Origin of the sequence: Paenibacillus sp. J5C2022 (genome assembly GCF_025567625.1) — a bacterium.
Classification (GTDB): Bacteria; Bacillota; Bacilli; order Paenibacillales; family Paenibacillaceae; genus Pristimantibacillus.
This window is the reverse complement of record NZ_JAOQJC010000004.1, coordinates 29,858-53,737: the sequence shown is the minus strand read 5'-3', so window position 1 is coordinate 53,737 and position 23,880 is coordinate 29,858. Positions and strand designations below refer to the sequence as shown.

The following is a 23,880-nucleotide window of genomic DNA, read 5'->3' as shown; positions in this document are numbered from 1 at the left end:
AGCCATTTCTCATAAAAGTTTATTCGACAGAAGAATCGAAGCACTGGCTTTGGCAGCTTTTGTTTAACGAGCAAGCTGCACATTTGCCCTGCCGGCTTTTCTTCATAAACCGATATATTGTCCACGAGGCATATCCAAAAATAGCAACACCCAATATCCAACTCACCACTGCCGCTTCCTCCCTTGCCCTTTATTCGAATCCAAGTAAACGGCCTGCATGATACACAATGAACGATATCAAATAAGCGATAACGAGCGCATAAAGTATGGAAAATAGCGTCCATTTCTTCGATTTCGTTTCCTTCTGAATAATCGCTACAGTGGCCAAACAAGGGACGTATAACAGAATAAAAGCCATAAAGCTGTATGCCGACAAAGGTGTAAATTGTGTGGCCAGCAGCCCTTGCAGCATATCCGTATTCGGTACAAAGTAGATAATATTCATCGTCGACACAACGACTTCTTTCGCAAGAAATCCCGTAATTAACGCAGCTCCCGCTTGCCAGGTGCCAAAGCCGATCGGGGCAAAAATAGGAGCGAGACCTCCGCCCAATATGGCCATAAAGCTCTTGTCGATCTCAACGTCGAATCCGCCAGGACCTGTATAGGATAACAGCCAAATGACTACTGTCCCTCCAAAAATCAACGTACCCGCTTTTTTGACAAAGCCTTTCCCTTTATCCCACGTGCTTCTTATCAATGTCTTGCCTTGCGGTACTCTGTATGGAGGAAGCTCAATGACAAATAAAGAGGACTCGTTCTTCATAAATAATAATGAGAACAGCTTAGCTAATAGCAAAGCTACGACAACGCCCATAACATATAAAGATAACACAATGAGCGCTTGATGGTTTTCGAAAAATGTGCCCACAAATAAACTGTATACGGCAAGTCGGGCGGAACAGGACATTAATGGCGTCAATATGACCGTTAATAACCGTTCCTTAGGCTGCTCGATCGTTCTGGCCGCCATAATCCCCGGCACATTGCAGCCAAAGCCGATAATCATGGGAATAAAGGCTTTGCCGTTAAGACCGGTTTTCTCCAACAGGCGATCCATGACCATCGCTACACGCGCCATGTAACCCGAATCTTCAATTAACGAAATAAAGAAAAATAAAATGAAAATTTGCGGCACGAAAACCAACACTCCGCCAACTCCAGCAACGATCCCATTCAAAACAAGCGCTTGAATAAAGGAATTAACGTTGAGCTTCGTTAAGGCGCCACTTAGCATGTCTGTTAGCGGGCCTGAGAAAAAGGAGTCCAGCGCGTCTGATAAAGGGGAGCCGAGCCAATCAAACGTAAGCTTGAAGATAAGAAACATGAACAATAAAAAAATAGGGATGCCCAAAAAGCGGTTCGTAACGATTTGGTCAATAATTTCAGTGAATTGATCTTCTTTATGTTCTTGTCTCTCATAAGAGGCATTCAGCACAGTTTGAATATATTGCTTTCTTATGCGGTATATATGGTCCTGCATTCGCTTGGATAATCCGGATTCGATAATAGCCTTCTCTGTCCGATCATACAGGAATTGCAAGGAATCCGAATCAATATAATGCTCCAGACTGTGACGAGCAACGTAGTTGCCTTCAAAAAATTGAATCGCAAGCCACCGCTTATTACGATCGTCCATATCCGGCAACTGCGAAAGCAGCTCCCGTATGCCGTTCTCCAATTGGCCGCCATAGTCAAGAACAAGCGGTTCCCTGGCCGGAATATTCTGAGAAAGTGCCCCCAACAGCTCTTGGCATCCTTGCCCTGTCCTTGCAATAACAGGCTTGACACCCACTCCGAGCTTCTTGGCTAGAATAGAAGGATTTACGACAATGCCGCGTTTTGCTGCAACGTCGATCATATTTAACCCGATCATGACAGGCTTTCCGTATTCCAGCAATTGGACAGTTAAGTGCAGGTTTCTTTCAATTTGCGAAGCATCAACAATATTAAGTATGTGAGAGAAGGTTTCGTTTAACAGAAATTGCGAGACTACCCCTTCATCTTTCGAAATCGGCGCCAGCGTATATACACCTGGGAGATCAATAAGTTCTCCTGCCTTGTTCGTCAACACGCCGACTTTCTGTTCAACGGTAACTCCGCTCCAATTTCCAACGTATTCGTAAGAACCCGTCAACTGATTAAATAAAGAAGTCTTCCCGATGTTCGGGTTTCCGGCCAGTGCGATTCTTGTCATTGGTACTCAACCTCGATGCATGCGGCTTCTTTGTAACGAATCCCTAGCCGTTGTCCGTTGCATTCCAGCATTAGCGGTCCGCCGAACGGCATTTGGCATTTATAGCACAGCTCCGATGCTTCAACGACTCCCATATCGTTTAGCCGTTTGCGTATGAGCCTGTTAATTGAAGATAAATCTTTTACTTTAATGACATCGCCGGTTTTTAGTTGCAGTTCTGAAAGTAATGGCAAGAGGCATCACCCTAATCGATAATAATTTTCATTAGCATTTATATTATAGGCGAATTTCGATATTTGTAAAGACTTTTCATAAGGTAGGGATTTTTTAACAACTGCAACAAAATGCTTCAATCCTCGTCCATTACTATTGTGATCACTTCATACGCGCATGAATGAATATTCAACTTAGGGGGAAGCATGTTTTGGTTTTCAGTTCCGTCATCTTTTTATTTTTCTTTCTGCCCCTTGTCCTAAGCTTGTATTTTGCTGTTCCTTTCAAATTTAAAAATATCATTCTTCTCATTTTCAGCTTAATCTTCTACGCCTGGGGTGAGCCCCGATATGTATTTCTCATGATCGTATCCATCCTCATCAACTATGGCTTCGGCATCTGGATTGATCGGGCGGAGCACTACGAGAAGAAGCGAATCTACATACTGGCTTCCGCCATTGCGGTCAACATCGGGCTTTTAGGCTTTTTCAAATATGCCAACTTCGCCGTTGATGTCATGAATGCCGCCTTGCACACGAATATCCAGCTGCAAGCGATTCCGCTGCCGATCGGCATTTCCTTCTATACGTTCCATGCGCTTAGCTATCTCATCGACATCTATCGCAGACAAGAGCAGGCCCAGCGGAATCTGTTCAGATTATCGCTGTATATTACGTTCTTCCCGCAGCTTGTGGCAGGCCCGATTATCCGTTACAACGATGTCGCCAAGCAGCTTGGCCGGCGCGTCTTCTCTTCCGTGCAGTTCGCTGAAGGCATCCAACGGTTCATTCTGGGCTTGTCCAAAAAGATGCTGCTGGCCAACCCGCTGGGCGCTGTAGCGGACACGATATTTATGACTTCTGCGAATGACCTGTCTACCGGCAGCGCGTGGATCGGCATTCTCGCCTATACGCTGCAGATCTATTTCGATTTCTCGGGTTATAGCGACATGGCGATCGGTCTGGGTAAAATGTTCGGATTCGAATTCAAGGAGAATTTCAACTATCCCTATATCGCCAAGAGCATCTCGGAGTTCTGGCGGCGCTGGCATATCTCCCTCGGGAGCTGGTTCAGGGACTATGTCTATATCCCGCTGGGCGGCAGCAGAGTATCGAAGTGGAAGCTATGCCGCAACCTGCTGGTTGTGTGGGCATTGACAGGCTTTTGGCATGGAGCAAGCTGGACGTTTATGGCCTGGGGCATCTATTACGGGGTGCTCATCGCGTTGGAGAAGTTCGGTCTGGAGAAGTGGCTGTCCAGGATCTATCCGTTCAATCACGTGCTGGTACTGCTGCTTGTCATGATCGGCTGGGTGTTCTTCCGCGCCGACAATTTCAGCTATGCAGCAGATTATCTTACCGCCATGTTTTCATCCCGCGGTCTGGAGATTTTGGATGCCCAGGCGCTGTCGCTGCTGTCATTGAATTGGTTCTATTTCGCCATTGCGATCGTCGCGGCCATGCCGGTATTTCCGAAGCTGCAGAAGCTTAAGCTGCACCCTTCGACCAATATTTTACGCGAGGCCGTTGCATTGTTCTTTTACATTTTCCTATTCGTGCAAGTGATCTTGTATCTGGTTAATTCAACGTACAATCCGTTTCTGTATTTCAGATTTTAAGCGGGCTTGCAATCAAGTCATAGTCATCAAGGGAGTATCAACGTGAACAAAACAATTGCCATTGTCTATATCGGAGCCTTCCTTGCCATTATATTCGGATTCTCCATAGCCAGCCTGGCGACGCCGGACAACAGCTTCTCGGCCAGCGAGAAGAGAACGTTAAGCCAACTGCCTGCATTCAGATCCGATTCGCTCCTCTCGCGAAGCTTCTTCGAAGATATGAATCAATATGTGAATGATCAGATCGTGCTTCGCGACGGGATGGTAATGATGTATCAGAGGCAGCAAAATTCGAAAGTATTCAACGCGATGCTGTTCGAAAACTTGCTCCGCCCTGCCCCTTCCCCCAGTCCGGAGGACGGAACGGTCGTGAAGGATTCGCGCATCGTGTCCAAGCTTGTGCTGATCAACAAGAAGTGGATCTTCCCCGTTCCCAGCAAAACCGTCTATATAAAGCATATTGACGCTGCGACCGCTAAATTGAACGAAGCGGTGAAATTCGCCGGGGAGCAAGGCACCGAGACCTATTTCGTCTTCAATCCGTCGAGAACGAAATCGTTAATGCATCTGTATCCCGCTTATTTGCGAACCGATTCTTATAGCAAGTCCAAGCAATACTTCCTATCCAAGCTGGATCAATCGGTTAACGTCGTAGATATCGGAGACAAGTTCGATACGTTTACGAAAGCGGAGCTGGAAGAGATGTATTTGGAGACCGACCATCACTGGAATATCAAGGGCGCCTTCACCGCTTATCAGGAAATGATTGAAGAAATCTCCGACAAATCGCCGCTTTTCACGGACGAGCCTATGACGTTGGACGATATCCATATCTCTCAATTAACGGACGGCAGATTCGAGGGCAGCTATAACAATCAGATCAATTATGTTATCAATCCGAAGAAAGCGGACCGTACGATTATTTACGAACCGCGAATTCCGTTCTCCTTCGAACAATTCGAGGTCATAAACAAGGACGGCACGCAGACGATCAAGGAGTTCCATGATTTCTACGGGTACAAGCGAGGCCGAAGCACCTACACGTACGGTTCGATCTTCGGGGGCGACCGTCAGAGGATCGTATATGAGAATCCGCAGGCGAACAATGATCTGAATGTCCTGCTGCTGAAGGATTCCTTCATGAACCCCCTTACGCCTTACCTGGCTCAGCACTTCAACAAGTTGACCGTTCTGGACAATCGATATTATACGGAATTCAGCTTGCAAGATGTGCTCACCCGGGAGCATTACGATATGCTCATCATCGCCTTCCACGACGATAATCTGTTCAGCGGCAATTATAGCTTCGAGAAGAAAGCGGAATGATCGGCACAGCTTGTCGAGCTATACAGGCAATAGCCCGATTCCTGCCGCATCAGAAGGAATCGGGCCATTGTTATCATGTATTAAGCTTCATCTCTCAAGCATTCAAGCATAAATGCTGGTATCCACCAGCTCACGGATGGACACCGGCCTGCCCTCAGCAATGGATACGTTCGCCCCTGCTCCGATCAGCAGCGACATAGCGCCCGCATGTGTCCCTGCCTGCTGCCCCAGCGGATCTGGCACCCCGTCTCTGAACAGCATATCGCGCAGCCTTGAATCTCCGCCGCCATGGTCGCCGCTGGACATGCGGCACTGCACGACCGTCCGTTCGCCATGCTCATTGTACAGCAATATGTCATTGTATGGCTTCATCTGCTCGCCGTTCACCGGATAGAGCTCCTCGGCAATCAGTCTGCCCTTCGTCCCGACAAGCACCGCCCGCCAGCCTTCTATCGGATTGTATGCGCTCAGAGAGTAAGACATCGTCGTTCCCCGTTCATAGCGCACTTGCACAGCCATCGTATCATAGATATCGATTTCCTCACTGAACACACAACGATCCCGATAATAGCCGTCATAGCTCTCATTCTCGAGATACAATGTCCGGTCCCGTTCGTTGCCCGCAATATTATAGTAGAACGAACAGGACTGCGCATGTGCGCAAGTATGACAGCGTTCGCCACGCTCTTCCCGGTTCGGCCCGTAGAACTTCAGATCACCGAATGCTTGCACTGTCTCGGGATGATCGTCCAGCCACCAATTGATCATATCGAAGTGATGCGTCGACTTGTGTAGCAGAAGCCCGCCGCTCTTCTCCATATGCCGGTGCCATCTGCGGAAGTAATCCGCTCCATGACGCGTATCCAGGAACCATTCCACATTCATATGCAGCACTTCGCCGATCGCTCCTTGCTTAAGCAATTGCTTCACCTTCGATACATATGGCATGAACCGCATATTGAATGTTACGGCCACCTTCTTCCCCGTCTCCGCTTCCGCCTTCATAATCGCCTGGCACTTGACGGCATCGATCGTCATCGGCTTCTCCGTGATAACATCGCACCCGGCTCTCAGTGCACGAATGATGAAGTCGTGATGCAAGCTGTCAATCGTGGTGACGATGACGCGGTCGGGCTTCGTCTCATCCAGCATTCGTTCGAAATCGTCGTAAGTGGCTACTCCTCCGCACCGCTCGCTCATCAGCCTGGCACGCCCCTCATTCACGTCGCATATGCCGACCAACTGCGCCACATCGGACAACTCTTCCACCAAGGGAATGGCGAACATATACGTGCATCTTACACCTGCGCCTACAATCGCATATTTCTTTTTCATTGCTACTCCTCCCGCTTCATATACGATGGAATCAAGAATAGAAATCGATTTCTAAAATTGGTTTAACCTTACTATAGCACAGCATTGCCGCTTTGAACATACAAAAAAAACTAACGATTATCAGAAATGGCTGCTGCCGCTGCAACTACGCTTCTTGACATTCGTTAGCCTATGGAACGGCCTATTCTAAAAGCAGTCCATCTCTTCTACAACCGCTTCCTTCTCATTAATTCGCACTCTCGTCATACCGTTCAAATATTCCGTATATCCGCATACAGTAAGCTCCCCGCCTTCGCCTCTGGCGTCCCGGAATTTCAAGTAAACGGCATTCTCGCTGGTAAGATCGAGATTCGGAATGAATCTTGCTTTCGACCCGCTCGCAATGATCTTGTCCAGCGTTTCCTTAGATTCGCCCTTCAACAACCCGAATTCCAATGAAACAATATCGTATTCCGAGTCATTGGTCACTTCGACTGTGAACGGACGGACGAAATTGAAAACCTCTGCGCTCTTGATCCAATTGACCAGCAGGAATGCAGTGGCAGCGAATAACGCTATAAAGATGAAAACGATCAGAATCGTGTTCCTTCTTCCGCTTTTCTCCATACGCCTTAGCTTCCGAATCGACGGGCATTCCTCGCCCGGGCGCGCTCGGCTTCCACTTCGCGATCACGCGGTTCGGCATTCGTTACAAGCGTGTCCAGCAAAGTTTTGGCCGAAGCCGCAACCTCCATGACAGCGCGGTGGAAGGCTTCTTCATTCGCCTTGGAAGGCTTGTTGAAGCCGGACAGCTTCCGGACGAATTGCACAGCGGCCGCCTCAATCTCCTCGTCCGTCGCAGGGGGATCGAAATTGAACAGCGTCTTAATATTTCGGCACATCGCGATCACTCCTTCATTGTAGCTTTATCTTTATTTATACTACGATAATGCGCGCGGCGAATCCAGCTCATGCTATAATTCACTTGGAGGTGATAGCCATGCTGGAGCCGATGGTGCAATGGATACAGAGCAGCCGGAACATAACCGTCTTGTCCGGAGCAGGCATCAGTACCGCAAGCGGGTTGCCCGACTTCCGTTCTCGCGGCGGCATTTACGATAATCATCTGAATGTGGAAGCGATTCTGTCGGAGTCTTATTTCTACAGTAAGCCCAAGCAATTCTGGGTATACTTCAAGGAGATTTTTCAATTCGAACAGCTGGAGCAGTATAAGCCCAATCCGGGCCATCATTTCGTTCGCCTCCTTGAGGACATGGGGAAGTCAGTGACCGTCGTCACTCAGAACATTGACGGCCTTCACCAGCAAGCCGGCAGCTCTCATGTACTGGAAGTTCATGGAACATTGAACTTCGCATGCTGTCCAAAATGCAAGCGTCAATACGATAGGAAGCATCTGATGCAAGAGGCAATTCCACGCTGCACGGAAGACGGCTTTATCCTGAAGCCGGAAGTCGTGCTGTTCGGTGGCAGTGTCAAGCATATGGAGGCTTCCTTCGCGGCAGCCTACGATGCCGATCTATTCATCGCGATGGGCACATCGCTGCAAGTCTCCCCCGTCAACGGGCTACCCGGCTATGCTGCGCGCAATCGCAACAGCAAGATGGCGCTCATTAATCGTGAGCCGACATCGATGGACTCGCTCTTCGATCTTGTCATACATGCGGACATTGTCGATACGGTCGAACAACTGCAGAGCCGATTGTCCATATCGTGAGACCTCTATCGCCGCAAAGCGTCTATCTATCAGGGTGAGAACGCGCGCTCCTGCACAGGGGCGCTCCAACTCCATCCTTCCCTTTTTCTTTCATTTCCCTCCTTCCATAAGCATGACTTGCAAGAGCTCCTTCGGATTGCTGGTCTTCAGAATAATCCCTTTGTGATCCAGCAGCACAATCGTCGGCGACTGCTTCAGATCCAGCAAGCTTTTATAATGATAAGGATGGGTCATATCGTTTACATTCACAAAGTTATACTTGCTAATCTTCGTAGCGGACATAACCTTATCGTCATAAAGAATGGCAAGCATTTCGTTATTGAGCTTCTGATAATCGGTCACCTTCTTGTCCCAGAAGACGAAAATGCTATAATAGCCCGGTTCGCTGGCGCTCATAAACCGTATTACTTCTTGTTTATCGGATGAATAAGCCACCGGCGCAAACACGAAAATTGCAAGTAATATTAACAATGACCATTTTTTCACAAATGCACCCCCACTATATAGGAACACCATGGATGGGGGTTAGGTTGCATGAGCTGATACCGCTCGACTTATGTATTCGGGATAACCATACGTTGGAACTGCTCTTTGCTTGTAAGGGTGGCATCGTTGACAACGGTTTCAAAAAGACTCCTTGACACCGTATACCGCTCGTTGTCTATGCCGGCATCTGACTCGGTTGTCAAATCTATTATGGTTACATACTCCACATCGGGAAACCGTTCGAACACTGTGCTGGCAATGCCTATTACATGAACATCCCTTAATTCTGCTTCGGTTTCTTTTATAGCTACGCATACCCGGCTCTCATCGGATACTTTGATCTCTTGTACAATTCGATGGTTTTGCAGTGCGGCTCCCAGCAAATGCTCCAGACCGGAATATTGCCCTCCTTCGCTTTGCCATCCCCCTTTATCCATGTACAGCATTTTTGCATAGTAGCCTTCCTTGCTCTTATAGTCTCCTTCAGACGATTGAATGAGCAGCTCGAATACGCGAGGAATGGCATACACACTAATAATGAACATAATAAAAATCAATAATATGTAGTCGCTTCTTCGAGCATACTTGCTTCTTTTCATTTTTATATGATCCCCTTTCCCCTCAGCTTGGACCTCTTACAGTAGTAACACTTCCAATCTCCATTAGGTAGCAGCTGCTGCGAATTTCTCTCAATTGCCAATAGTTTGTAAACACAAAGGATATCGGAATAGGTTATAATAACTGGAGGAAATTAGCGGAATAAGCAACTTTTCCACTATAAACAGCGCTAGCAAGGGGGTCGCAATAGATATGCAAGAGAAGCTAGTCCATCTGATGACCGCTAACTATGAACAACTAACCCCACAGCTTCAGAGAGAGATCTACGATGAGTTCTATCAGCTCATGTATCCAGTCATAATGTATATGGTGAAGGATCACGCCACAACCGAGGATATTATCCAGACTTCATTCCTGAAGGTCATACGCAACGTGCCGGAAACCAATACCGAAATGCAGTTGAAAGCATGGATGAAGGTTGTCGTGAAGAACACGGTATACAATTATTTCAGAAAAACGAAAAAAAATCGCAACGATATTGACTCTGACAGTGTTTACATAAATGAGAACTCCGAACTGACCACGGAACCGGGCTCAATCGAGCAGGAGGTGGAGCTCAAATTGATGTCCGAGACGCTGGATCAGTGTCTCAGAGAATTGAAGCCGGAGTATCGCTCGCTGATTGAACTAAGATGGAAACGGGACTTGAGTTACAAGGAAATAGCGGCAGAACTGGATACTACTCAGGAGACGGTGAAGTATAAGCTGTACCGCGCAAGGGAAGCCATGAAGAAGAGATTCAAAAAGAAATGGGGTGGCCGAAATGAATAAAGACGAATTCGAAAGGTGGTTCGATGAAGCATTCGAGGAGACGGCAAAAAAACATGAATTCGTACCCAGCTCCGATCAGTCATGGACGAGAGTTCAGGCGCAATTGCAGCGCAAGTCCAAACGAAAATTCCGGTTAAAAGTACTGCCTTATGTGGCAGCCTCTTTCCTGTTAGGCGCCATCATCTTTGGAACACCTACGGTGTCGAACGCTTTCGACCCCATCTATAAAGCCATTGTCAGCATAAAGGACGAAGCCATCAAGATCATATTCGGCTCGGAAGACAACAAAGGAGCCATTCCACAAACATCGCCTCCTCCGGAGGAAGGGGCTAAAGAAGTGAATGATGGGGGTGGCGGTAAGAGTAATGACTTTGGATTAATGGAATACAATTCAATTAAAGAAGCAATGGATCACATTTCATTCAAAATCCCAACTATTACTTATCTTCCTGAAAATTATACGATTAAATCGATTAAAGAATATTATAGTGGAAATTTTGAATCGGATAAGAAGACTGCTTATTTAAATATCATTTATACGAATTCTAATAACAATGATGTAACTATGTCTATTAAAAATGTTATTAGTCAAGAGCAATTAACCTCAGAAAACATAAAAGCTAATGATACTTTTAAGACAATTAAAATCAATCATGCAGATGCATTTTTATTTAACGATTCAAACGGAAAACTTAGTATTGAATATCCCTTTAATGACATTTATATTGTTATTTCAGGGAAGGCTGAAATAAACGAGCTAATCAAAATTTTAGAGAATATACAATAAAAAGCGAATCTCAATTGATTCGCTTTTTATCATAATATTAATCTGCTAACATTGTCGCAGTATATTCTACGGCAGATTCATTAGTACCATTATGACTTACGTAGTGGGTTATATACCCCCTGTAATAATATCCAGATGTAGTTGTTTTCGTAACACCGCCAAAAAATACACTAGTATCAGATTCACTAAAATTACTCTCTGGTCCAACGCTTAGCCAGTACGTGCCAGTCCATCTTTGAAGTTGAAACTTGGCTCCAATTGTATCAACATCTTGACTTGCCTGTGTTTGAGCTTGTAATTGACAAGTTTCATTCTGATTATCAATTATTGACCGAAACGATGATTCTAAATATGTATACCCCGTATATAATCCTAGAGGCTGAACCATCATCGGCGGTGGTGGTGTCTTCGGAACCGTCTTCGATTTAGATGCCGTCCCTCCTTCTGCAAACGCTGCCATCGGCGTCAACATTAATACTAGCGCCAAGACCATGCATGCTGAAATTTTTGAAAATCTGCTTAACCTTTTCATTTCAACCAATCCCTTCTTTTTTATATTTGTCCTTCACTCCTTAAACACATAAACTATTAACGAGGTTGCATATTTCAAAAAAAAAATTGTGACTTTTTAACCAGACAGCATGCACTATATAAAAACAGTTCGACAAGTCTATCATTGGTGCTATGTAACCATGTATTGATCATAATGAGCGATAGAGAACGACTTTGGGGCGGTCGAGGTACGATTGGCGGGGCTATGTGATCATTTTGAGCGATAGCGCACACTTTTCGGCTCCCTCTCAGGGGCTATGCATACATAATGAGCGATAGAAAGCGACTTTGGGGCGGTCCAGGCACAAGTGGCGGGGCTATATGACCATTTTGAGCGATAGCGCACACTTTTGGGTTCTCTTTCGGGGCTATGCGAGCAAAATGAGCCGATAGAAAGCAACTTTGGAGCGGTCGAGGCACGATTGGCGGGGCTATGTGACCATTTTGAGCGATAGCGCACACTTTTGGGCTCTCTTTCGGGGCTATGCACGCATAATGAGCGATAGAAAGCGACTTTGGGGCGGTCCAGGCACGAGTGACGGGGCTATGTGATCATTTTGAGCGATAGCGCACACTTTTCGGCTCCCTCTCAGGTGCTATGTGAGCAAAATGAGCGATAGAGAGCGACTTTAGGGCGGTCGTGGCACGATTGGCGGGGCTATGTGACCATTTTGAGCGATAGCGCACACTCCAGGCTCCCTCTCGGCGGCTATGCACGCATAATGAGCGATAGAGCTCGACTTTGGGGCGGTCGAGGCACGGTTGGCGGGGCTATGTGAGCAAAATGAGCGATAGAGAGCGACTTTGGGGCGGTCGAGGCACGGTTGGCGGGGCTATGTGAGCATAGTGAGCGATAGAGCTCGACTTTGGGGCGGTCGAGGCACGGTTGGCGGGGCTATGTGAGCAAAATGAGCGATAGAGAGCGACTTTGGGGCGGTCGAGGCATGATGGGCAGGGCTATGTGATCATTTTGAGCGATAGAGAGCGACTTTGGGGCGGTCGAGGCATGATGGGCAGGGCTATGTGATCATTTTGAGCGATAGCGCACACTTTTCGGCTCTCTCTCAGGGGCTATGTGACCATTTTGAGCGATAGAAAGCGACTTTGAGGCGGTCGAGGCACGATTGGCAGGGCTATGTGTACAGAATGGTCCGCAACACTTGCTCGGCGGCTTCCTCCAGTAGTCCTTCCGTTGCAGCCATCGCCTCACCCAGCTTCATCGGCCGGTTCACGATGCTGAATATGGCCGTTATCCCATGCTTATACAATACTTCAATGCCATCCCCTATAGACCCCGCCAGTACGATAACGGGGACACCATGACCTTGCGCAAGTCTCGCAATGCCGGACAATGTCTTGCCTCCGGCAGTCTGGGAGTCGATGCGCCCCTCTCCGGTGATGACGAGATCGGCTCCCGCTATCGCTTCTTCAAGTCGGGTGAATCTGGACACGATGGCTACGCCGGACTTCAGCTTGCCTTGCAAGATTGCCTTGATCGCCCCAGCGAGTCCGCCCGCCGCCCCGGCGCCAGGCTGGTGATGGATGGAGATGCCCAGAGTCTGCCGAATAACGTCGGCGAAGAGCTCAAGATTGCGATCCAGCTGCGCTACCATTTCGCTTGTAGCGCCCTTCTGCGGACCAAATACGACGGATGCCCCTTTCTCGCCAATATAAGGATTGTCTACGTCGCAAGCGATCAGGAACTCGCATTCCTTCAAGCGGGCATCCATACCGTCTATTCGAATCGTACTCAGCTCGCTTAATGCTCCGCCTCCGAAGCCGATGGCTTTGCCAGCATGGTCCAACAACTCCACGCCCAGCGCTTGCAGCATACCGGCCCCGCCATCATTCGTTGCACTGCCGCCGAGGGCGAGGATGAACTGCCGGCAGCCATGATCCAGCGCGGAGACAATGAGCTGACCGAAGCCGTAAGTCGTCGTCAGCATGGGATTCCGCTCATGCTCCCCGATGAGATATAACCCCGATGCCATCGCCATCTCGATGACACATGTCTTCCCGTCTCCCAGTATACCGTACCCGGAGCTGATCTCCCTGCCCAGCGGGTCGAGTACCGGACAGCTTACGAATGTGCCGCTTGTCGCTTGGATAAGGCAATCCAACGTACCTTCTCCGCCATCCGCCATCGGCATGTTCACCGTTCTGACTGCATCATCAGCTTTCTTGATCCCCCGCTCGATGGCTGCTGCTGCAGCTTTGGCAGACAGACTCCCTTTGAACGAATCGGGAGCTATAACAATCTTCATATCGCATCCTCCTCTGGCATTGGACAATTACTGAATTAACTGCTAGTACCATTATAGAAGGCGATCAAAGCTGCGACTATGTACGAAATATATAAATTGAAGACAACTCAAGAGCATCTTCTTGTACGAATTGCACAATATCACAATCCCACCTGCCGCCTCATCATCATCGCCACTTGAAAGTTCACCGCTTCCTGGAATTGACGCGGGTCTCTGCCTGTAATAGAAGCGATCCGCTCGAGCCGATACAGTAACGTATTCCGATGAATAGAGATGGTCCCGGCTGTCCGATTCAGATTCATGCCCTGATCGAAGAACACCTGCAGCGTGTCCAGCAGAAGGGGATGCTCCATAAGCTCGCCAAGTACTTGCATAATGAAGCGCTGGGACGATTCGGCCGATATATCTGACAAAGCATATGCCAAGCCCGCATCCTCCACATGAGCGATTGGCTCATCATCGGCATGCAGTCGGACAATCTTCAATAGCTTGTCCGCTTCGATAAATGCCGGTCCGATATGCTGCACCTGCTGACAAACGCCGCCTATTGCAATAATCGTATCTGCCTGGAAGCGGTCTAACATGAGTGAACGGATGCCGGATGCAATAGGAATGAGCGACTGCTTTGCATGACTATTGGACTGGTATGCCGATACGTCGGCCACAACGATCCAACGTCCTCTGCCTAATTGGGCAATCAGTGTCTCGCTGGGTGAGGGGAACAGAGACGCTATTTCTCTTGAGGCTATGCGATACACTCTCGCATCCTCCACGAACTTCATCTCAATGAGCAGAATGGCGCGAGACAGCTTCAAGTCAATCCCCAGCAATTCCCCTCGCATATAGAGACTGTCGAGTGCAGCTTGATCCACGCCTCCTGCATAACCTATTATCTCCTGTACCAAATACACCTTGGATCGTTCCTTCAGCTCCACTTGCTCCGTCAAATACGATTGCTGCAGCAGAAGCTCTGTCATCATGCGTACCGCACGGCCGAACGGGACAACCTCTGACTGTTCACCGGTCAAGCCAATTACACCGATGACTTCGCCATGGAAAGTGATCGGCATATTCATACCGGGCTTTGCCCCCGTCCACTGTTCCCCATCCGCATCCGTTACCGTCACTTCCTTGCCGAGCCGTACCGCTTCTGCAGCCCCTCCATGAAGCATGCCGATCCGTTCCGGATCGCTGGAGCTGATGATGACACCTGATTTGTCCATCACGTTAATATTTAATTGGGTTAATTCCTTCGTCTTCACGACGATCAGGTCAGCGATTTTCTTCGTAATCCGCATAGCGCCTCCGGAAGGATGTATAGTTGGAGATATCTTATCATATTCATTATCGACACACATCATAAAAAGCCTCCAACCACCCTGAGGTGAATTGGAAGCTTTCACATGTTTCGATGTGCCGCTAATGACGTTAAGCATGCATATCTGCATCAGCAGCAATACGGAAGCCGCAATTGCCCGTCGAGCTGTCTGGCGTATTGGAGCTTCTGGCGGCAACCCGGTATCGATTGCAATAGGAGCGATGACACAGGTATGACCCGCCTCGCATCGAGCGCTTGCCCGTCTCCTTGCCGTAATAAGGATTGTCGTCGGAGGTGGTCCGGTGATAAGCCGGGCTGAACCAGTCCGCTACCCATTCCCACACGTTGCCGGACATATTGTACAAGCCGTAGCCGTTAGGCTCATACGCATGAACGGGCGCTGTGCCGATATAGCCGTCGGAAGCGTTGTTCTTGACCGGGAACTTGCCTTGCCAGATGTTGCACATATGCTTGCCGTCCTGCTTCAGCAGGTCGCCCCAAGGATACATGCGCCGCTCAAGTCCGCCTCGCGCCGCGTATTCCCACTCCGCTTCCGTCGGTAGGCGAGCGCCGGCCCAGTCGCAATAAGCCAGCGCATCATTCCAGGAAATATGCACGACGGGATGATCCCAGCGACCTTCCAGATCGGAATCCTCGCCCTCCGGCTTCCGCCAATAAGCTCCCTCTACGACCAACCACCAAGGCACCTCTTGCGGCACATTCTGCACCTTCGCTTGCGTCGCTTCGGATGCCAGCAGATGGAAGACGAACGACCAGCCGAACCGCTCCGCCTCCGTCACATAGCCTGTCTCTTCCACGAAGCTGCGGAATTCCTTGTTCGTCACGCAATATGGCGCGATGCGGAACGGCTTCACCGTTACTGCGCGCACCGGCCCTTCCCCGTCGGCGGGGAAGCCTTCCTTCGTATCCGTTCCCATATGAAAGGTGCCCCCGGGAAGGCTGATTAAAGCATCCAGCGCCTCCCTGGCCCCTGCACCTGTATGCCGATCCGTTACCGGTTCCGCAACTGCTTGTCCACCTTCTGCTTCCCTCTGCGCTTTTGCAGCCTCGGCAACCGCTTCAGCGCTTGCAGCAATCGCTTCGGTGCCTGCAGAAGCCGCTACCTGTCCCCGGCTTGCCGCGCAGCACGCCTTCTTCTGTTCCATATTCACAACTTCCTCCTTCGTCCATCCTGCCTGCACGCATCTATTGTCAACCGCAGCGTTATCGGCTCCATCTCCCGTCGTCCGCCTTGTCAGGAGAAGAAGGCGATGCCTCCGATAGCCGAGAATAGCAAAATATAGACGGGATGCATCCGATACTTGACGAGCATCATCCAGCATACCCCTATCATAACAAGTCCGAACAGCAATTGCATGGCCCACTCCGGGCCGTCAAGCGAACCGACGCCAAGCCGATAGACGGCGAACAAAATAAGTGCCGTCACGATCGGCATCAGGCCGTAAAATATCCGGTCGATCCATTCCTTCTTGCGCAAGCGGTGAATGATGATGAAGACAATTGCCGCCACGATAACCGATGGAATAATAAGCCCCGCCAGCGCTGTAAGAGCGCCGCCAATTCCAAATGTCCGATAGCCGATAATCGTGCCCAGGTTCACCGCGATCGGTCCCGGCGACATGCCGGCAACGGACACCGCTTCAATGAACGCTTCCGTAGACATCCATTGCTGCGCCGCCGCTTCCCGTTCAATCATCGGAATAAGCGCATAGCCGCCGCCGAAGGAGATGAAGCCCAGCTTCAGGAAGAACAAGAACATGTGCAACATATGAATCATCTCCTCTTATCCGGATTATATAAAGTACATGTACCCTTCTTCGACTGTCCGGCTCGCTTCCCGCTTGTTCTCATTCCTCTGCTTGAATAAGGTTGCGACAATGCTGATCACGATGCCCGCCACGATCAGATAGACGGGCGACAGTCCGGCGAACAGACAGATCAGCCCGCCAAGCATGAGCAGCAGCGTGAACTTATCCTTGATCGCCGTTCGGCCCATCCGCAAAGCTGAAAACAAGATCAACGTAATGACGCCCCATGTGACGCCCGATAAAGCGCCCCTTACCTTGGGGGAATCTCCGAACCGCATATAAGCAAAAAATACGGCAAGCACAATAAAGAAGGTCGGCAGGATCGCCCCGATGCCTGCCGCGACCGCTCCGGACACACCGTTCAGCCGATGTCCCAGCAAAATTGCCGCATTGACGCCAACGCCGCCCGGTGCAGCCGAAGCCAGCGACAGCGTCTCCGACAGCTCCTGTCCGCTCAGCCAGCGGCGCCGGTCGACAACCTCCCTTTCAATAGAAGGGAATATCGCATAGCCGCCCCCGAACGAGATCGGAGACAGCTTCAGGAAACTCCACAGTATGGAGAAGAATGATGGTTTTTTCGTTGTAGTATGCATCATTATGGCCACCTTAGTGTTTGGTATCTCTATCATACCTCACTTTTGACCATTTTGGAATAAACTTTTGCTGATAAAAGCTATAACACTTCCTTATCAACTTATTAATTCCATTAATTCCGAGTACTTTAGTTCGTTTTGGAGTTTATTCCGTCGCTTTCTTCAGCATGAACGCCGCGGCGCCCGTCGCTACCGCATCGTCGCCCAATCCGCTCTGTTCGAAGGTTACGTCATATTGCGGGTAATGATACGTCTTGGACCTGGCCACCCTTACCGCTTGTTCGAAGAACAAGTCGTTCCCGGATACAAGCGGCCCGCCGAGCACGACCTTCTCGGGATGAAGAATGTTCAACAGATTGGACAGTCCTATCCCGAAGTAGCTTGCCGCCTGCAGGAACAGCTCCCTGACCATCTCATCCCCTTGCGCCAGAGCGCGCTCAAGCATGGGATACGTCACCTCTTCGGGCCGTGTCACCATACCCCGGAGCAGCGTCTCCCTGCCCAGCTTCAAGCCGCGCTTCGCCCCTTGCTGCAGCGCATAGGCGGAGACATACGTCTCCCAGCTGCCGCAGTTGCCCCCTTCCTGTCTGGATGGAGGGCCGTCTGCCTGAATAATCATCTGTCCTACGGCGCCTTCCATATCGACTGCACCGTACATGATCTCTCCGCCCATGATCATGGCCGAGCGAAGGCCGACACCGGCATGCACGTAGAGCAGATGCCGAATGCCGCTGCTCGCCTGCGTCCAGTACTCCCCCAGCAGCGCAGCATTCGCGCCATTGTCGATATGCACGGGGAAGCCAAGCTGTCTCTCCAGCATCGGCCCGATCTCCACATTCAGCCACCCCGCTGCGGCGAAGTGCATCGGATTCAGGATAATCCCTCCCTCGCGGTTCAGAGGACCGACGGCTCCGATGCCGAGACCGAGCATCGATCGGCTCTCGAGACCGTGCTCCCGCATCATGGCGTCGATAGACCTGACCACTTCCTCCATCAGGCGTTCCGGCGTCATGTAGCGGTTCATCGGCCATACTTCCGCCGCCAGCTTATTCAGATGCAGATCGCACAGCAGCAGTCTGGATACAGAACGCGATATTTCCAGCCCGAACACATAAGCGTACCGGGCATTGGTCCGGTATAGAATCGGACGTCTTCCTCCGCGTGATTCGCCGAAGCCGACTTCCTCGATCCACCCTTCCTGCACCAGCTCCTCCAGCAGCCTGGTCAACGTGCTGGTCGTCAGTCCGGTTAATTCTTTCAGATCGACCTTGGAGATCGTGCCTTTAGCCCGAATATGACCGTATACTTCCTTCGCTTTTCGCGTTGCCATGCGCTCGACTTGCCGCATTCATTCAACCCCCCGACCGTTATTCACCATATCTGCTAACACCGTTCACAGCCATTTCACAGACTGTGTCCCGACACTTTCATCCATTATGACATTAAGCGGCATAAGCCGTCGTTCCAATCGTACTTTCATGACCTCTTGCCCCATTATTCCACATCATATCATGAAAGTACCATCGAAAGTCATCACATTCACTTATGCTAGGTGCCTCGCCACGATAAGATATAGAAAAAACTATGGCGTAATTAGAGGAGGAATTAGGCATGATAAGAGAAATGAAAGCGGACATCGTCATTATCGGCGGCAGTCTGGGCGGCTGTTCGGCAGCGCTCGCTGCAGCCAGAATGGGCAAGCAAGTCATTATGACAGAAGAGACGGCATGGATCGGCGGGCAGCTGACGAGCCAAGCGGTTCCTCCCGATGAGAACAGATGGATCGAGGAATTCGGCAGTACTGCATCCTACCGCGAGTTCCGCACCAGAGTGCGCGATTATTATAGAAGAAACTTGCCGCTGACGAAGGAAGCGGCAGCGGAGCCGAATCTGAATCCCGGCAATGCCAACGTCAGCCGGATCAGCCACGATCCGCGCGTAGCGCTTGCTGTCCTGCAGGAAATGCTCGCCCCATATACGCTCAGCGGCAAGCTGACGATTCTGCCCCATCATCGTCCGGAATCCGCGGAGATGTCGCAAGACCGCATCGCCTCCGTCACCGTACGCAACCTGTTGACGAGCGGCTGCACCGTATTGACGGCTCCTTACTTCCTGGATGCGACAGAATGCGGCGATCTGCTTCCGATGACAGGAACCGAGTACGTCACCGGATCGGAGTCCAAGTCGGACACAGGTGAGCGGCACGCTCTGGAAGGAGCTGCGGACCCGCAGGATATGCAGGCTATTACGCACTGCTTCCTGGTCGATTATATCGAAGGCGAAGATCATACGATTAATAAACCGAAGGAATACGAATTCTGGCGGTCATTCCGTCCGCGCTTCTGGCCGGATCACTTCCTGAGCTTGTCCGGCGTCAAGCCGACAACGAGGGAGCATGTCCGCTACGATCTGCTGCCAGGCGGCGACGGACTGGCCCACTGGAAGGGCTTCTCGCTGATGACTTACCGCCGTGTGGCCGCAGCGGAGAACTTCGCACCCGGCACGTTCCCCGGCGATGTCAGTGTTATCAACTGGCCGCAGAACGACTATATTCTGGGCTCCGTGATCGACGTGCCGGAAGAAGAGCGGCAGCTTCATCTGCAGAGGGCGAAGGATCTGAGCTTGTCTCTGCTGTACTGGCTGCAGACGGAAGCACCGCGGGCGGACGGCAAGTGCGGTTATCCCGGCCTCCGGCTGCGCCAGGACGTCTTCGGAACCGACGACGGTCTTGCGATGTATCCTTATATCCGGGAATCCAGAAGAATCAAGGCCGAATTCACCGTAAAGGAGCAGCATGTCAATCCGGAAGATCGCCCGGACGGCAGAGCTCAGGCCTTCCATGACTCCGTAGGCATCGGCCACTATGATATCGATCTGCACCCAAGCACCGGATATCGGCATTATATCCATATGTCGGCGCTGCCTTTCCAGATTCCGCTTGGCAGCTTCATTCCAGTGCGGGTTAATAACCTGCTGCCAGCTTGCAAAAATATCGGAACGACTCATATTACGAACGGCTGCTACCGCCTCCATCCCGTGGAATGGAACATCGGGGAAGCGGCCGGTGCGCTTGCGGCATTCTGCCTGCAGCGCGGCGAATCGCCTCGCGCTGTCAGGAACGGACAGAACCTTCTGGAAGAGTTCCAGAGCGAGCTGAAGCGGCAAGGCTTCCGGCTGGAGTGGCCGGACAGCATCAGAGAGTAGGGCCCTGCAACAGCGACGGCACGAATTATGCTGCTGCCATGGCAGCAATAACTCCTTGTATGGCATTATTTTCGCTTATGCTAGAATATAAGCAGAGAATAACCGGATTGAAACCGATGATATCCTCATCGGTTTTTTCCCGCTTCGCGAGGAGGCATTGCCGTGCATGGCACGCTAAGTTCTATAACCGTCACTACCGCAGCCGGGCAGCATATCACTGTCACACCGGTTACGACATGCGCATTTCATATCCGTTCCTCTTACTCATGTGATCTTGTGCAGGCGTACTCGCCTCTCAGACAGCTTGGAGCCATATCCGCCACAGAGCCGGTACAATATGTCACGAGTGAACATAACGACTGGCTGTACCTGTCTACCGCAGACGCAGAGGTCGCCATCGACCGGAACAGCGGAGAACTGCTGCTTCGCAGCGGCACGGGCGAGCGACTGGCCAGACAATTCCCGTCCCAGCTGCAGCATGAGCCGGGTGAATCAGGCTACTATACCGAGTTCGAACTGAGAGCGGACGAATCAATATATGGATTGGGCGATGCGCCGAGCTTGCCCCTAATGAAGCGGGGTTGTACGGTACCGATCCGAATGAGAGACCACAATGCCCATACCCCCGTTCCGCTGCTGCTGTCTGCCACTGGCTGGGGGATGCTGGCGGATACGACGGAAGAGCATGAATTCGACATCGGACGGAGCCGTCCTGACCGCATCCGCTATGACCGCAGGCAAGAAGAGCTTGCATACTATTGGATGACGGGAAGCGATCTGAACGGACTGTTGAAGACGTACAAGGATCTGGCCGGTCCTCCCGCGCTCCTTCCTCTATGGGGATACGGCCTCTCGTTCAATTGCAATCTGCAGACGACCGCCCGGGACATGATCGAAGATGCGCTCAAATTCGGAAGGGAGGACATCCCTTGCGACTTGATCGGTCTGGAGCCGACCTGGATGGAGCAGCCGGAAGGCGCCGGCAGAGACAGACCGTTCCGCTGGCATCCGGAGCGCTTCTACATCCCGCAGTGGATGCCGGAAGGCGAGCATACCTTCATGGGCGCGCTCAGACGCATCGGCTTCAAGCTCAGTCTCGGACTCTATCTGTCCCAATTAGAGGACAGCGCGCCGGGCGCATATGAAGGCTCGGACACAGGGCAGCAGCGTCTCTACAGCAGAGTCGCACCGCTCGTCAGGCAAGGCGTGCAGGGCTTCCATCTCTGCTCCAAGAAGCCTTATATGGACAGCGCGCAATCCCATCTCCCCCTGCCGCAGCACGAAGCGGCGGGAGAGGCGGGACTGACCGATACGCTGCGTATTGGCAAGGAGCTGGCAGAGGGCTATGCCGCTCATACGGGGAAGCGCCCGATGCTGTCCGTCCCCGCCGGCTATGCCGGCATCCAGAAGTATGGGGCCGTCTCGTCAGGCGGCACCGCCAGTCCGCAGCTCGCGGTCATGAACGCCGGATTGTCCGGCATTCCACATATGAGCGTCGATATGCATCTTCATACGAGCGAAGGCATCCATTACGCCTTCTTCCAGCCATGGGTGAGAGTGAACAGCTGGGCGTACTGGCGGCATCCCGCACTGCTGGAGAAGAAGCTGCTGACCGTCTTCCAGACCTATGCGAAGCTGCGCTATCGGCTTCTTCCTTACATCTATACTGCGGCGCATGAAGCGGCCAGAAGCGGCTTGCCCATCATGCGGGCGATGCCGCTTATGTATCCTGACGATGCCGAATGCGCAGCCTTGCACAATCAGTTCATGTTCGGCGACTCGCTGCTGGTAGGCGCATTCACCGGCCGCATCTACTTGCCTTCAGGGCAATGGTTCGATTACTGGACAGGACAACAGTATGACGGGCCGGGGTTCATTGACGTTACTGTCCCCGAGACGGCTGGCGGCCCACTTCTTGTGCGGGCCGGAGCCATCATCCCGATGTGGCCCGATGTACGGCATACGGCAGAAGGAGTACGGACGGAGCAACTGGAGCTACATCTCTATGCCGGCTGCGATGGCGACTTCGAATTAATCGAAGACGACGGGGAGAGCTACGGCTACTTGCACGGACAAGCGGTTACAACAGCGATTGCATTCCGTGACGAGGGAGAGCAACTATCGCTGCAGTTCGGAGCGCGGCAAGGAAGCTATCCATCCATGCCTGTCGGAAGAAGCTGGCGCATCTGCTTCCATATGCAAGGACGAGGCGCTCCGGCGACTGTTCTGGTTGACGGGAAGACGCGGCGGAAGAGAAGCGGCGGCAAGGCGAAAACGAAGGCGGAGGATGCGTGGCATTTTCACCGGGGGAACGGTATGGTGGAGCTGGGAGTGAATGAAAGCGCCGACCGGACGGATGCCCGCGTGATCGAGCTTCATATGAAGGACGTCGCTCGCAGCAATTCCATGAAGAAGAAGCCGGAAGGACAAGCCAGACAGAACGAAGCGGCAGCCGATCACAACCGCTTAACGATGGTATCGGAGCAGTTCAATGGCATGAACGCGCATAACGGCCCCGGCACAGAAGAGGAAAGCGCTCCTGCATCAAGACACGAGAATACCATTGTGAAGGAGACGTTGGACCTGATCCGGCAGCATCTGGATAAGGAAGAACTCACGCTGCAGTATGCGGCCGACCGGCTGCATGTTAACTCTTCTCACTTAAGCCGCCGCTTCAAGCAAGAGACGGGGAGCGCCTTCTCCGAATACCTTCAAGCCGCCCGAATGGAGCGTGCGAGACAACTTCTGCTGGAGGGCTCCACTGTCAGCCTGGCGGCGCAGGACTGCGGCTTCAAGGATGCCAGCTATTTCATCCGTGTCTTCCGCAAGCATTGGGGCGTGACGCCTGGAGAGCTGCGTAAGTGAAGGGCGTGACATTCGGACTTCGATGCAGCCGCGAAAATTAAAGTGACCATCTATTTGAAGCAACTATGCCAATTGGGGCTGGCTGCGGAGTAACCGAACGTCGAATGGAATATAACGCAAGTCATGAACGGGAAGATAAAGCTGCAATCAGTCGGCTTGACGGATATGCGTGGGGTTGTATGCAGCAGCT

Annotated in this window: 22 protein-coding genes; 7 read left to right on the top strand and 15 right to left on the bottom strand. The window is 51.2% G+C overall.

Going from position 1 to position 23,880, the window contains the following annotated elements:
* Positions 1-19: 19 nt before the first annotated feature.
* From M6D81_RS04435 to M6D81_RS04425, 3 genes are read right to left on the bottom strand one after another with little or no spacing between them, the layout of a single operon-like run.
* Positions 20-169 carry a FeoB-associated Cys-rich membrane protein gene (locus tag M6D81_RS04435; RefSeq protein ID WP_262675619.1) on the bottom strand — a complete coding sequence of 50 codons (150 nt, stop codon included), beginning with the start codon at positions 167-169 and terminating at the stop codon, positions 20-22.
* A 21-nt stretch (positions 170-190) separates the two neighbouring features.
* Positions 191-2,197, bottom strand: a complete 2,007-nt coding sequence (feoB, locus tag M6D81_RS04430) for a ferrous iron transport protein B (protein ID WP_262675618.1) — start codon at positions 2,195-2,197, stop codon at positions 191-193.
* Positions 2,194-2,430, bottom strand: a complete 237-nt coding sequence (locus tag M6D81_RS04425; RefSeq protein ID WP_262675617.1) for a FeoA family protein — start codon at positions 2,428-2,430, stop codon at positions 2,194-2,196. The genes feoB and M6D81_RS04425 overlap by 4 nt, the downstream gene beginning before the upstream one ends.
* A 191-nt stretch (positions 2,431-2,621) precedes the next feature.
* Between M6D81_RS04425 and M6D81_RS04420 the strand changes: the two genes are divergently transcribed.
* Together M6D81_RS04420 and M6D81_RS04415 are read left to right on the top strand one after the other, a co-directional pair.
* Positions 2,622-4,028 (top strand): MBOAT family O-acyltransferase, encoded by a 1,407-nt coding sequence (locus M6D81_RS04420; RefSeq protein WP_262675616.1) that lies wholly within the window; start codon positions 2,622-2,624, stop codon positions 4,026-4,028.
* A 42-nt stretch (positions 4,029-4,070) separates the two neighbouring features.
* The gene (locus M6D81_RS04415) at positions 4,071-5,354 is read left to right on the top strand and encodes a DHHW family protein (RefSeq protein ID WP_262675615.1); all 1,284 of its coding nucleotides are present in this window, start codon (positions 4,071-4,073) and stop codon (positions 5,352-5,354) included.
* Between the two features lie 102 nt (positions 5,355-5,456).
* Here the strand turns inward: M6D81_RS04415 and M6D81_RS04410 are convergent, their stop codons facing one another.
* The 3 genes from M6D81_RS04410 to M6D81_RS04400 form a co-directional block, all read right to left on the bottom strand.
* Positions 5,457-6,689 (bottom strand): Gfo/Idh/MocA family protein, encoded by a 1,233-nt coding sequence (locus tag M6D81_RS04410; RefSeq protein WP_262675614.1) that lies wholly within the window; start codon positions 6,687-6,689, stop codon positions 5,457-5,459.
* 186 nt (positions 6,690-6,875) lie between these two features.
* Positions 6,876-7,295: a hypothetical protein gene (locus tag M6D81_RS04405; protein WP_262675613.1), complete on the bottom strand. Its 420-nt coding sequence runs from the start codon at positions 7,293-7,295 to the stop codon at positions 6,876-6,878.
* A 5-nt stretch (positions 7,296-7,300) separates the two neighbouring features.
* The gene (locus M6D81_RS04400; protein ID WP_262675612.1) at positions 7,301-7,570 is read right to left on the bottom strand and encodes a DUF2277 domain-containing protein; all 270 of its coding nucleotides are present in this window, start codon (positions 7,568-7,570) and stop codon (positions 7,301-7,303) included.
* A gap of 98 nt (positions 7,571-7,668) precedes the next feature.
* Between M6D81_RS04400 and M6D81_RS04395 the strand changes: the two genes are divergently transcribed.
* Positions 7,669-8,403 (top strand): NAD-dependent protein deacylase, encoded by a 735-nt coding sequence (locus M6D81_RS04395; RefSeq protein ID WP_262675611.1) that lies wholly within the window; start codon positions 7,669-7,671, stop codon positions 8,401-8,403.
* Between the two features lie 90 nt (positions 8,404-8,493).
* On the opposite strand, the gene M6D81_RS04390 is transcribed toward M6D81_RS04395, so the two are convergent.
* Both M6D81_RS04390 and M6D81_RS04385 read right to left on the bottom strand, forming a co-directional pair.
* Positions 8,494-8,799, bottom strand: coding sequence for a hypothetical protein (locus M6D81_RS04390; RefSeq protein ID WP_262675610.1), 306 nt, complete (start codon positions 8,797-8,799; stop codon positions 8,494-8,496).
* Between the two features lie 158 nt (positions 8,800-8,957).
* On the bottom strand, positions 8,958-9,488 hold the full coding sequence (locus tag M6D81_RS04385) for a hypothetical protein (protein ID WP_262675609.1): 531 nt from the start codon (positions 9,486-9,488) through the stop codon (positions 8,958-8,960).
* A 211-nt stretch (positions 9,489-9,699) separates the two neighbouring features.
* On the opposite strand from M6D81_RS04385, the gene M6D81_RS04380 reads away from it, so the two are divergent.
* Together M6D81_RS04380 and M6D81_RS04375 are read left to right on the top strand one after the other, a co-directional pair.
* Entirely contained in the window at positions 9,700-10,278 is a 579-nt protein-coding gene (locus tag M6D81_RS04380; RefSeq protein ID WP_262675608.1) for an RNA polymerase sigma factor, read from the top strand.
* Positions 10,271-11,065, top strand: coding sequence for a DUF4367 domain-containing protein (locus tag M6D81_RS04375; RefSeq protein ID WP_262675607.1), 795 nt, complete (start codon positions 10,271-10,273; stop codon positions 11,063-11,065). Before M6D81_RS04380 ends, M6D81_RS04375 begins: the two co-directional genes overlap by 8 nt.
* Positions 11,066-11,102: 37 nt before the next feature.
* Here M6D81_RS04375 and M6D81_RS04370 read toward each other — a convergent pair whose 3' ends face one another.
* The 7 genes from M6D81_RS04370 to M6D81_RS04340 all read right to left on the bottom strand — a co-directional run bounded on the left by M6D81_RS04370 (position 11,103) and on the right by M6D81_RS04340 (position 18,969).
* Positions 11,103-11,597 carry a hypothetical protein gene (locus tag M6D81_RS04370; protein WP_262675606.1) on the bottom strand — a complete coding sequence of 165 codons (495 nt, stop codon included), beginning with the start codon at positions 11,595-11,597 and terminating at the stop codon, positions 11,103-11,105.
* 1,153 nt (positions 11,598-12,750) lie between these two features.
* Positions 12,751-13,881: a glycerate kinase gene (locus M6D81_RS04365; RefSeq protein ID WP_262675605.1), complete on the bottom strand. Its 1,131-nt coding sequence runs from the start codon at positions 13,879-13,881 to the stop codon at positions 12,751-12,753.
* A gap of 140 nt (positions 13,882-14,021) precedes the next feature.
* Complete coding sequence (locus M6D81_RS04360; protein ID WP_262675604.1) at positions 14,022-15,242, bottom strand: CdaR family transcriptional regulator; 1,221 nt, start codon at positions 15,240-15,242, stop codon at positions 14,022-14,024.
* Between the two features lie 67 nt (positions 15,243-15,309).
* Positions 15,310-16,365 carry a formylglycine-generating enzyme family protein gene (locus M6D81_RS04355; RefSeq protein ID WP_262675603.1) on the bottom strand — a complete coding sequence of 352 codons (1,056 nt, stop codon included), beginning with the start codon at positions 16,363-16,365 and terminating at the stop codon, positions 15,310-15,312.
* An 89-nt stretch (positions 16,366-16,454) separates the two neighbouring features.
* The gene (locus tag M6D81_RS04350) at positions 16,455-16,988 is read right to left on the bottom strand and encodes a chromate transporter (RefSeq protein WP_262675602.1); all 534 of its coding nucleotides are present in this window, start codon (positions 16,986-16,988) and stop codon (positions 16,455-16,457) included.
* A 24-nt stretch (positions 16,989-17,012) separates the two neighbouring features.
* Positions 17,013-17,624: a chromate transporter gene (locus M6D81_RS04345; protein WP_262675601.1), complete on the bottom strand. Its 612-nt coding sequence runs from the start codon at positions 17,622-17,624 to the stop codon at positions 17,013-17,015.
* A 142-nt stretch (positions 17,625-17,766) separates the two neighbouring features.
* On the bottom strand, positions 17,767-18,969 hold the full coding sequence (locus M6D81_RS04340; RefSeq protein WP_262675600.1) for an ROK family protein: 1,203 nt from the start codon (positions 18,967-18,969) through the stop codon (positions 17,767-17,769).
* A 263-nt stretch (positions 18,970-19,232) separates the two neighbouring features.
* Here M6D81_RS04340 and M6D81_RS04335 point away from each other — a divergent pair, with 263 nt between their 5' ends.
* Positions 19,233-20,825 (top strand): FAD-dependent oxidoreductase, encoded by a 1,593-nt coding sequence (locus M6D81_RS04335; protein WP_262675599.1) that lies wholly within the window; start codon positions 19,233-19,235, stop codon positions 20,823-20,825.
* Positions 20,826-20,987: 162 nt separating this feature from the next.
* A complete protein-coding gene (locus M6D81_RS04330) occupies positions 20,988-23,690 on the top strand; it encodes a helix-turn-helix domain-containing protein (RefSeq protein WP_262675598.1) in 2,703 nt (900 codons plus the stop codon).
* The last annotated feature ends 190 nt before the right edge of the window (positions 23,691-23,880 follow it).

What these genes read in the sequence shown, in the direction of transcription:
- M6D81_RS04335 (WP_262675599.1), top strand. Translation starts at nt 19,233, where the DNA reads ATGATAAGAGAAATGAAAGCGGACATCGTCATTATCGGCGGCAGTCTG.
- M6D81_RS04390 (WP_262675610.1), bottom strand. Translation starts at nt 8,799, where the DNA reads ATGAGCGCCAGCGAACCGGGCTATTATAGCATTTTCGTCTTCTGGGAC.
- M6D81_RS04380 (WP_262675608.1), top strand. Translation starts at nt 9,700, where the DNA reads ATGCAAGAGAAGCTAGTCCATCTGATGACCGCTAACTATGAACAACTA.
- M6D81_RS04365 (WP_262675605.1), bottom strand. Translation starts at nt 13,881, where the DNA reads ATGAAGATTGTTATAGCTCCCGATTCGTTCAAAGGGAGTCTGTCTGCC.
- M6D81_RS04355 (WP_262675603.1), bottom strand. Translation starts at nt 16,365, where the DNA reads ATGGAACAGAAGAAGGCGTGCTGCGCGGCAAGCCGGGGACAGGTAGCG.
- M6D81_RS04340 (WP_262675600.1), bottom strand. Translation starts at nt 18,969, where the DNA reads ATGCGGCAAGTCGAGCGCATGGCAACGCGAAAAGCGAAGGAAGTATAC.
- M6D81_RS04370 (WP_262675606.1), bottom strand. Translation starts at nt 11,597, where the DNA reads ATGAAAAGGTTAAGCAGATTTTCAAAAATTTCAGCATGCATGGTCTTG.
- M6D81_RS04345 (WP_262675601.1), bottom strand. Translation starts at nt 17,624, where the DNA reads ATGATGCATACTACAACGAAAAAACCATCATTCTTCTCCATACTGTGG.
- M6D81_RS04375 (WP_262675607.1), top strand. Translation starts at nt 10,271, where the DNA reads ATGAATAAAGACGAATTCGAAAGGTGGTTCGATGAAGCATTCGAGGAG.
- M6D81_RS04400 (WP_262675612.1), bottom strand. Translation starts at nt 7,570, where the DNA reads ATGTGCCGAAATATTAAGACGCTGTTCAATTTCGATCCCCCTGCGACG.
- M6D81_RS04385 (WP_262675609.1), bottom strand. Translation starts at nt 9,488, where the DNA reads ATGAAAAGAAGCAAGTATGCTCGAAGAAGCGACTACATATTATTGATT.
- M6D81_RS04395 (WP_262675611.1), top strand. Translation starts at nt 7,669, where the DNA reads ATGCTGGAGCCGATGGTGCAATGGATACAGAGCAGCCGGAACATAACC.
- M6D81_RS04405 (WP_262675613.1), bottom strand. Translation starts at nt 7,295, where the DNA reads ATGGAGAAAAGCGGAAGAAGGAACACGATTCTGATCGTTTTCATCTTT.
- feoB (WP_262675618.1), bottom strand. Translation starts at nt 2,197, where the DNA reads ATGACAAGAATCGCACTGGCCGGAAACCCGAACATCGGGAAGACTTCT.
- M6D81_RS04360 (WP_262675604.1), bottom strand. Translation starts at nt 15,242, where the DNA reads ATGATGTGTGTCGATAATGAATATGATAAGATATCTCCAACTATACAT.
- M6D81_RS04410 (WP_262675614.1), bottom strand. Translation starts at nt 6,689, where the DNA reads ATGAAAAAGAAATATGCGATTGTAGGCGCAGGTGTAAGATGCACGTAT.
- M6D81_RS04350 (WP_262675602.1), bottom strand. Translation starts at nt 16,988, where the DNA reads ATGTTGCACATGTTCTTGTTCTTCCTGAAGCTGGGCTTCATCTCCTTC.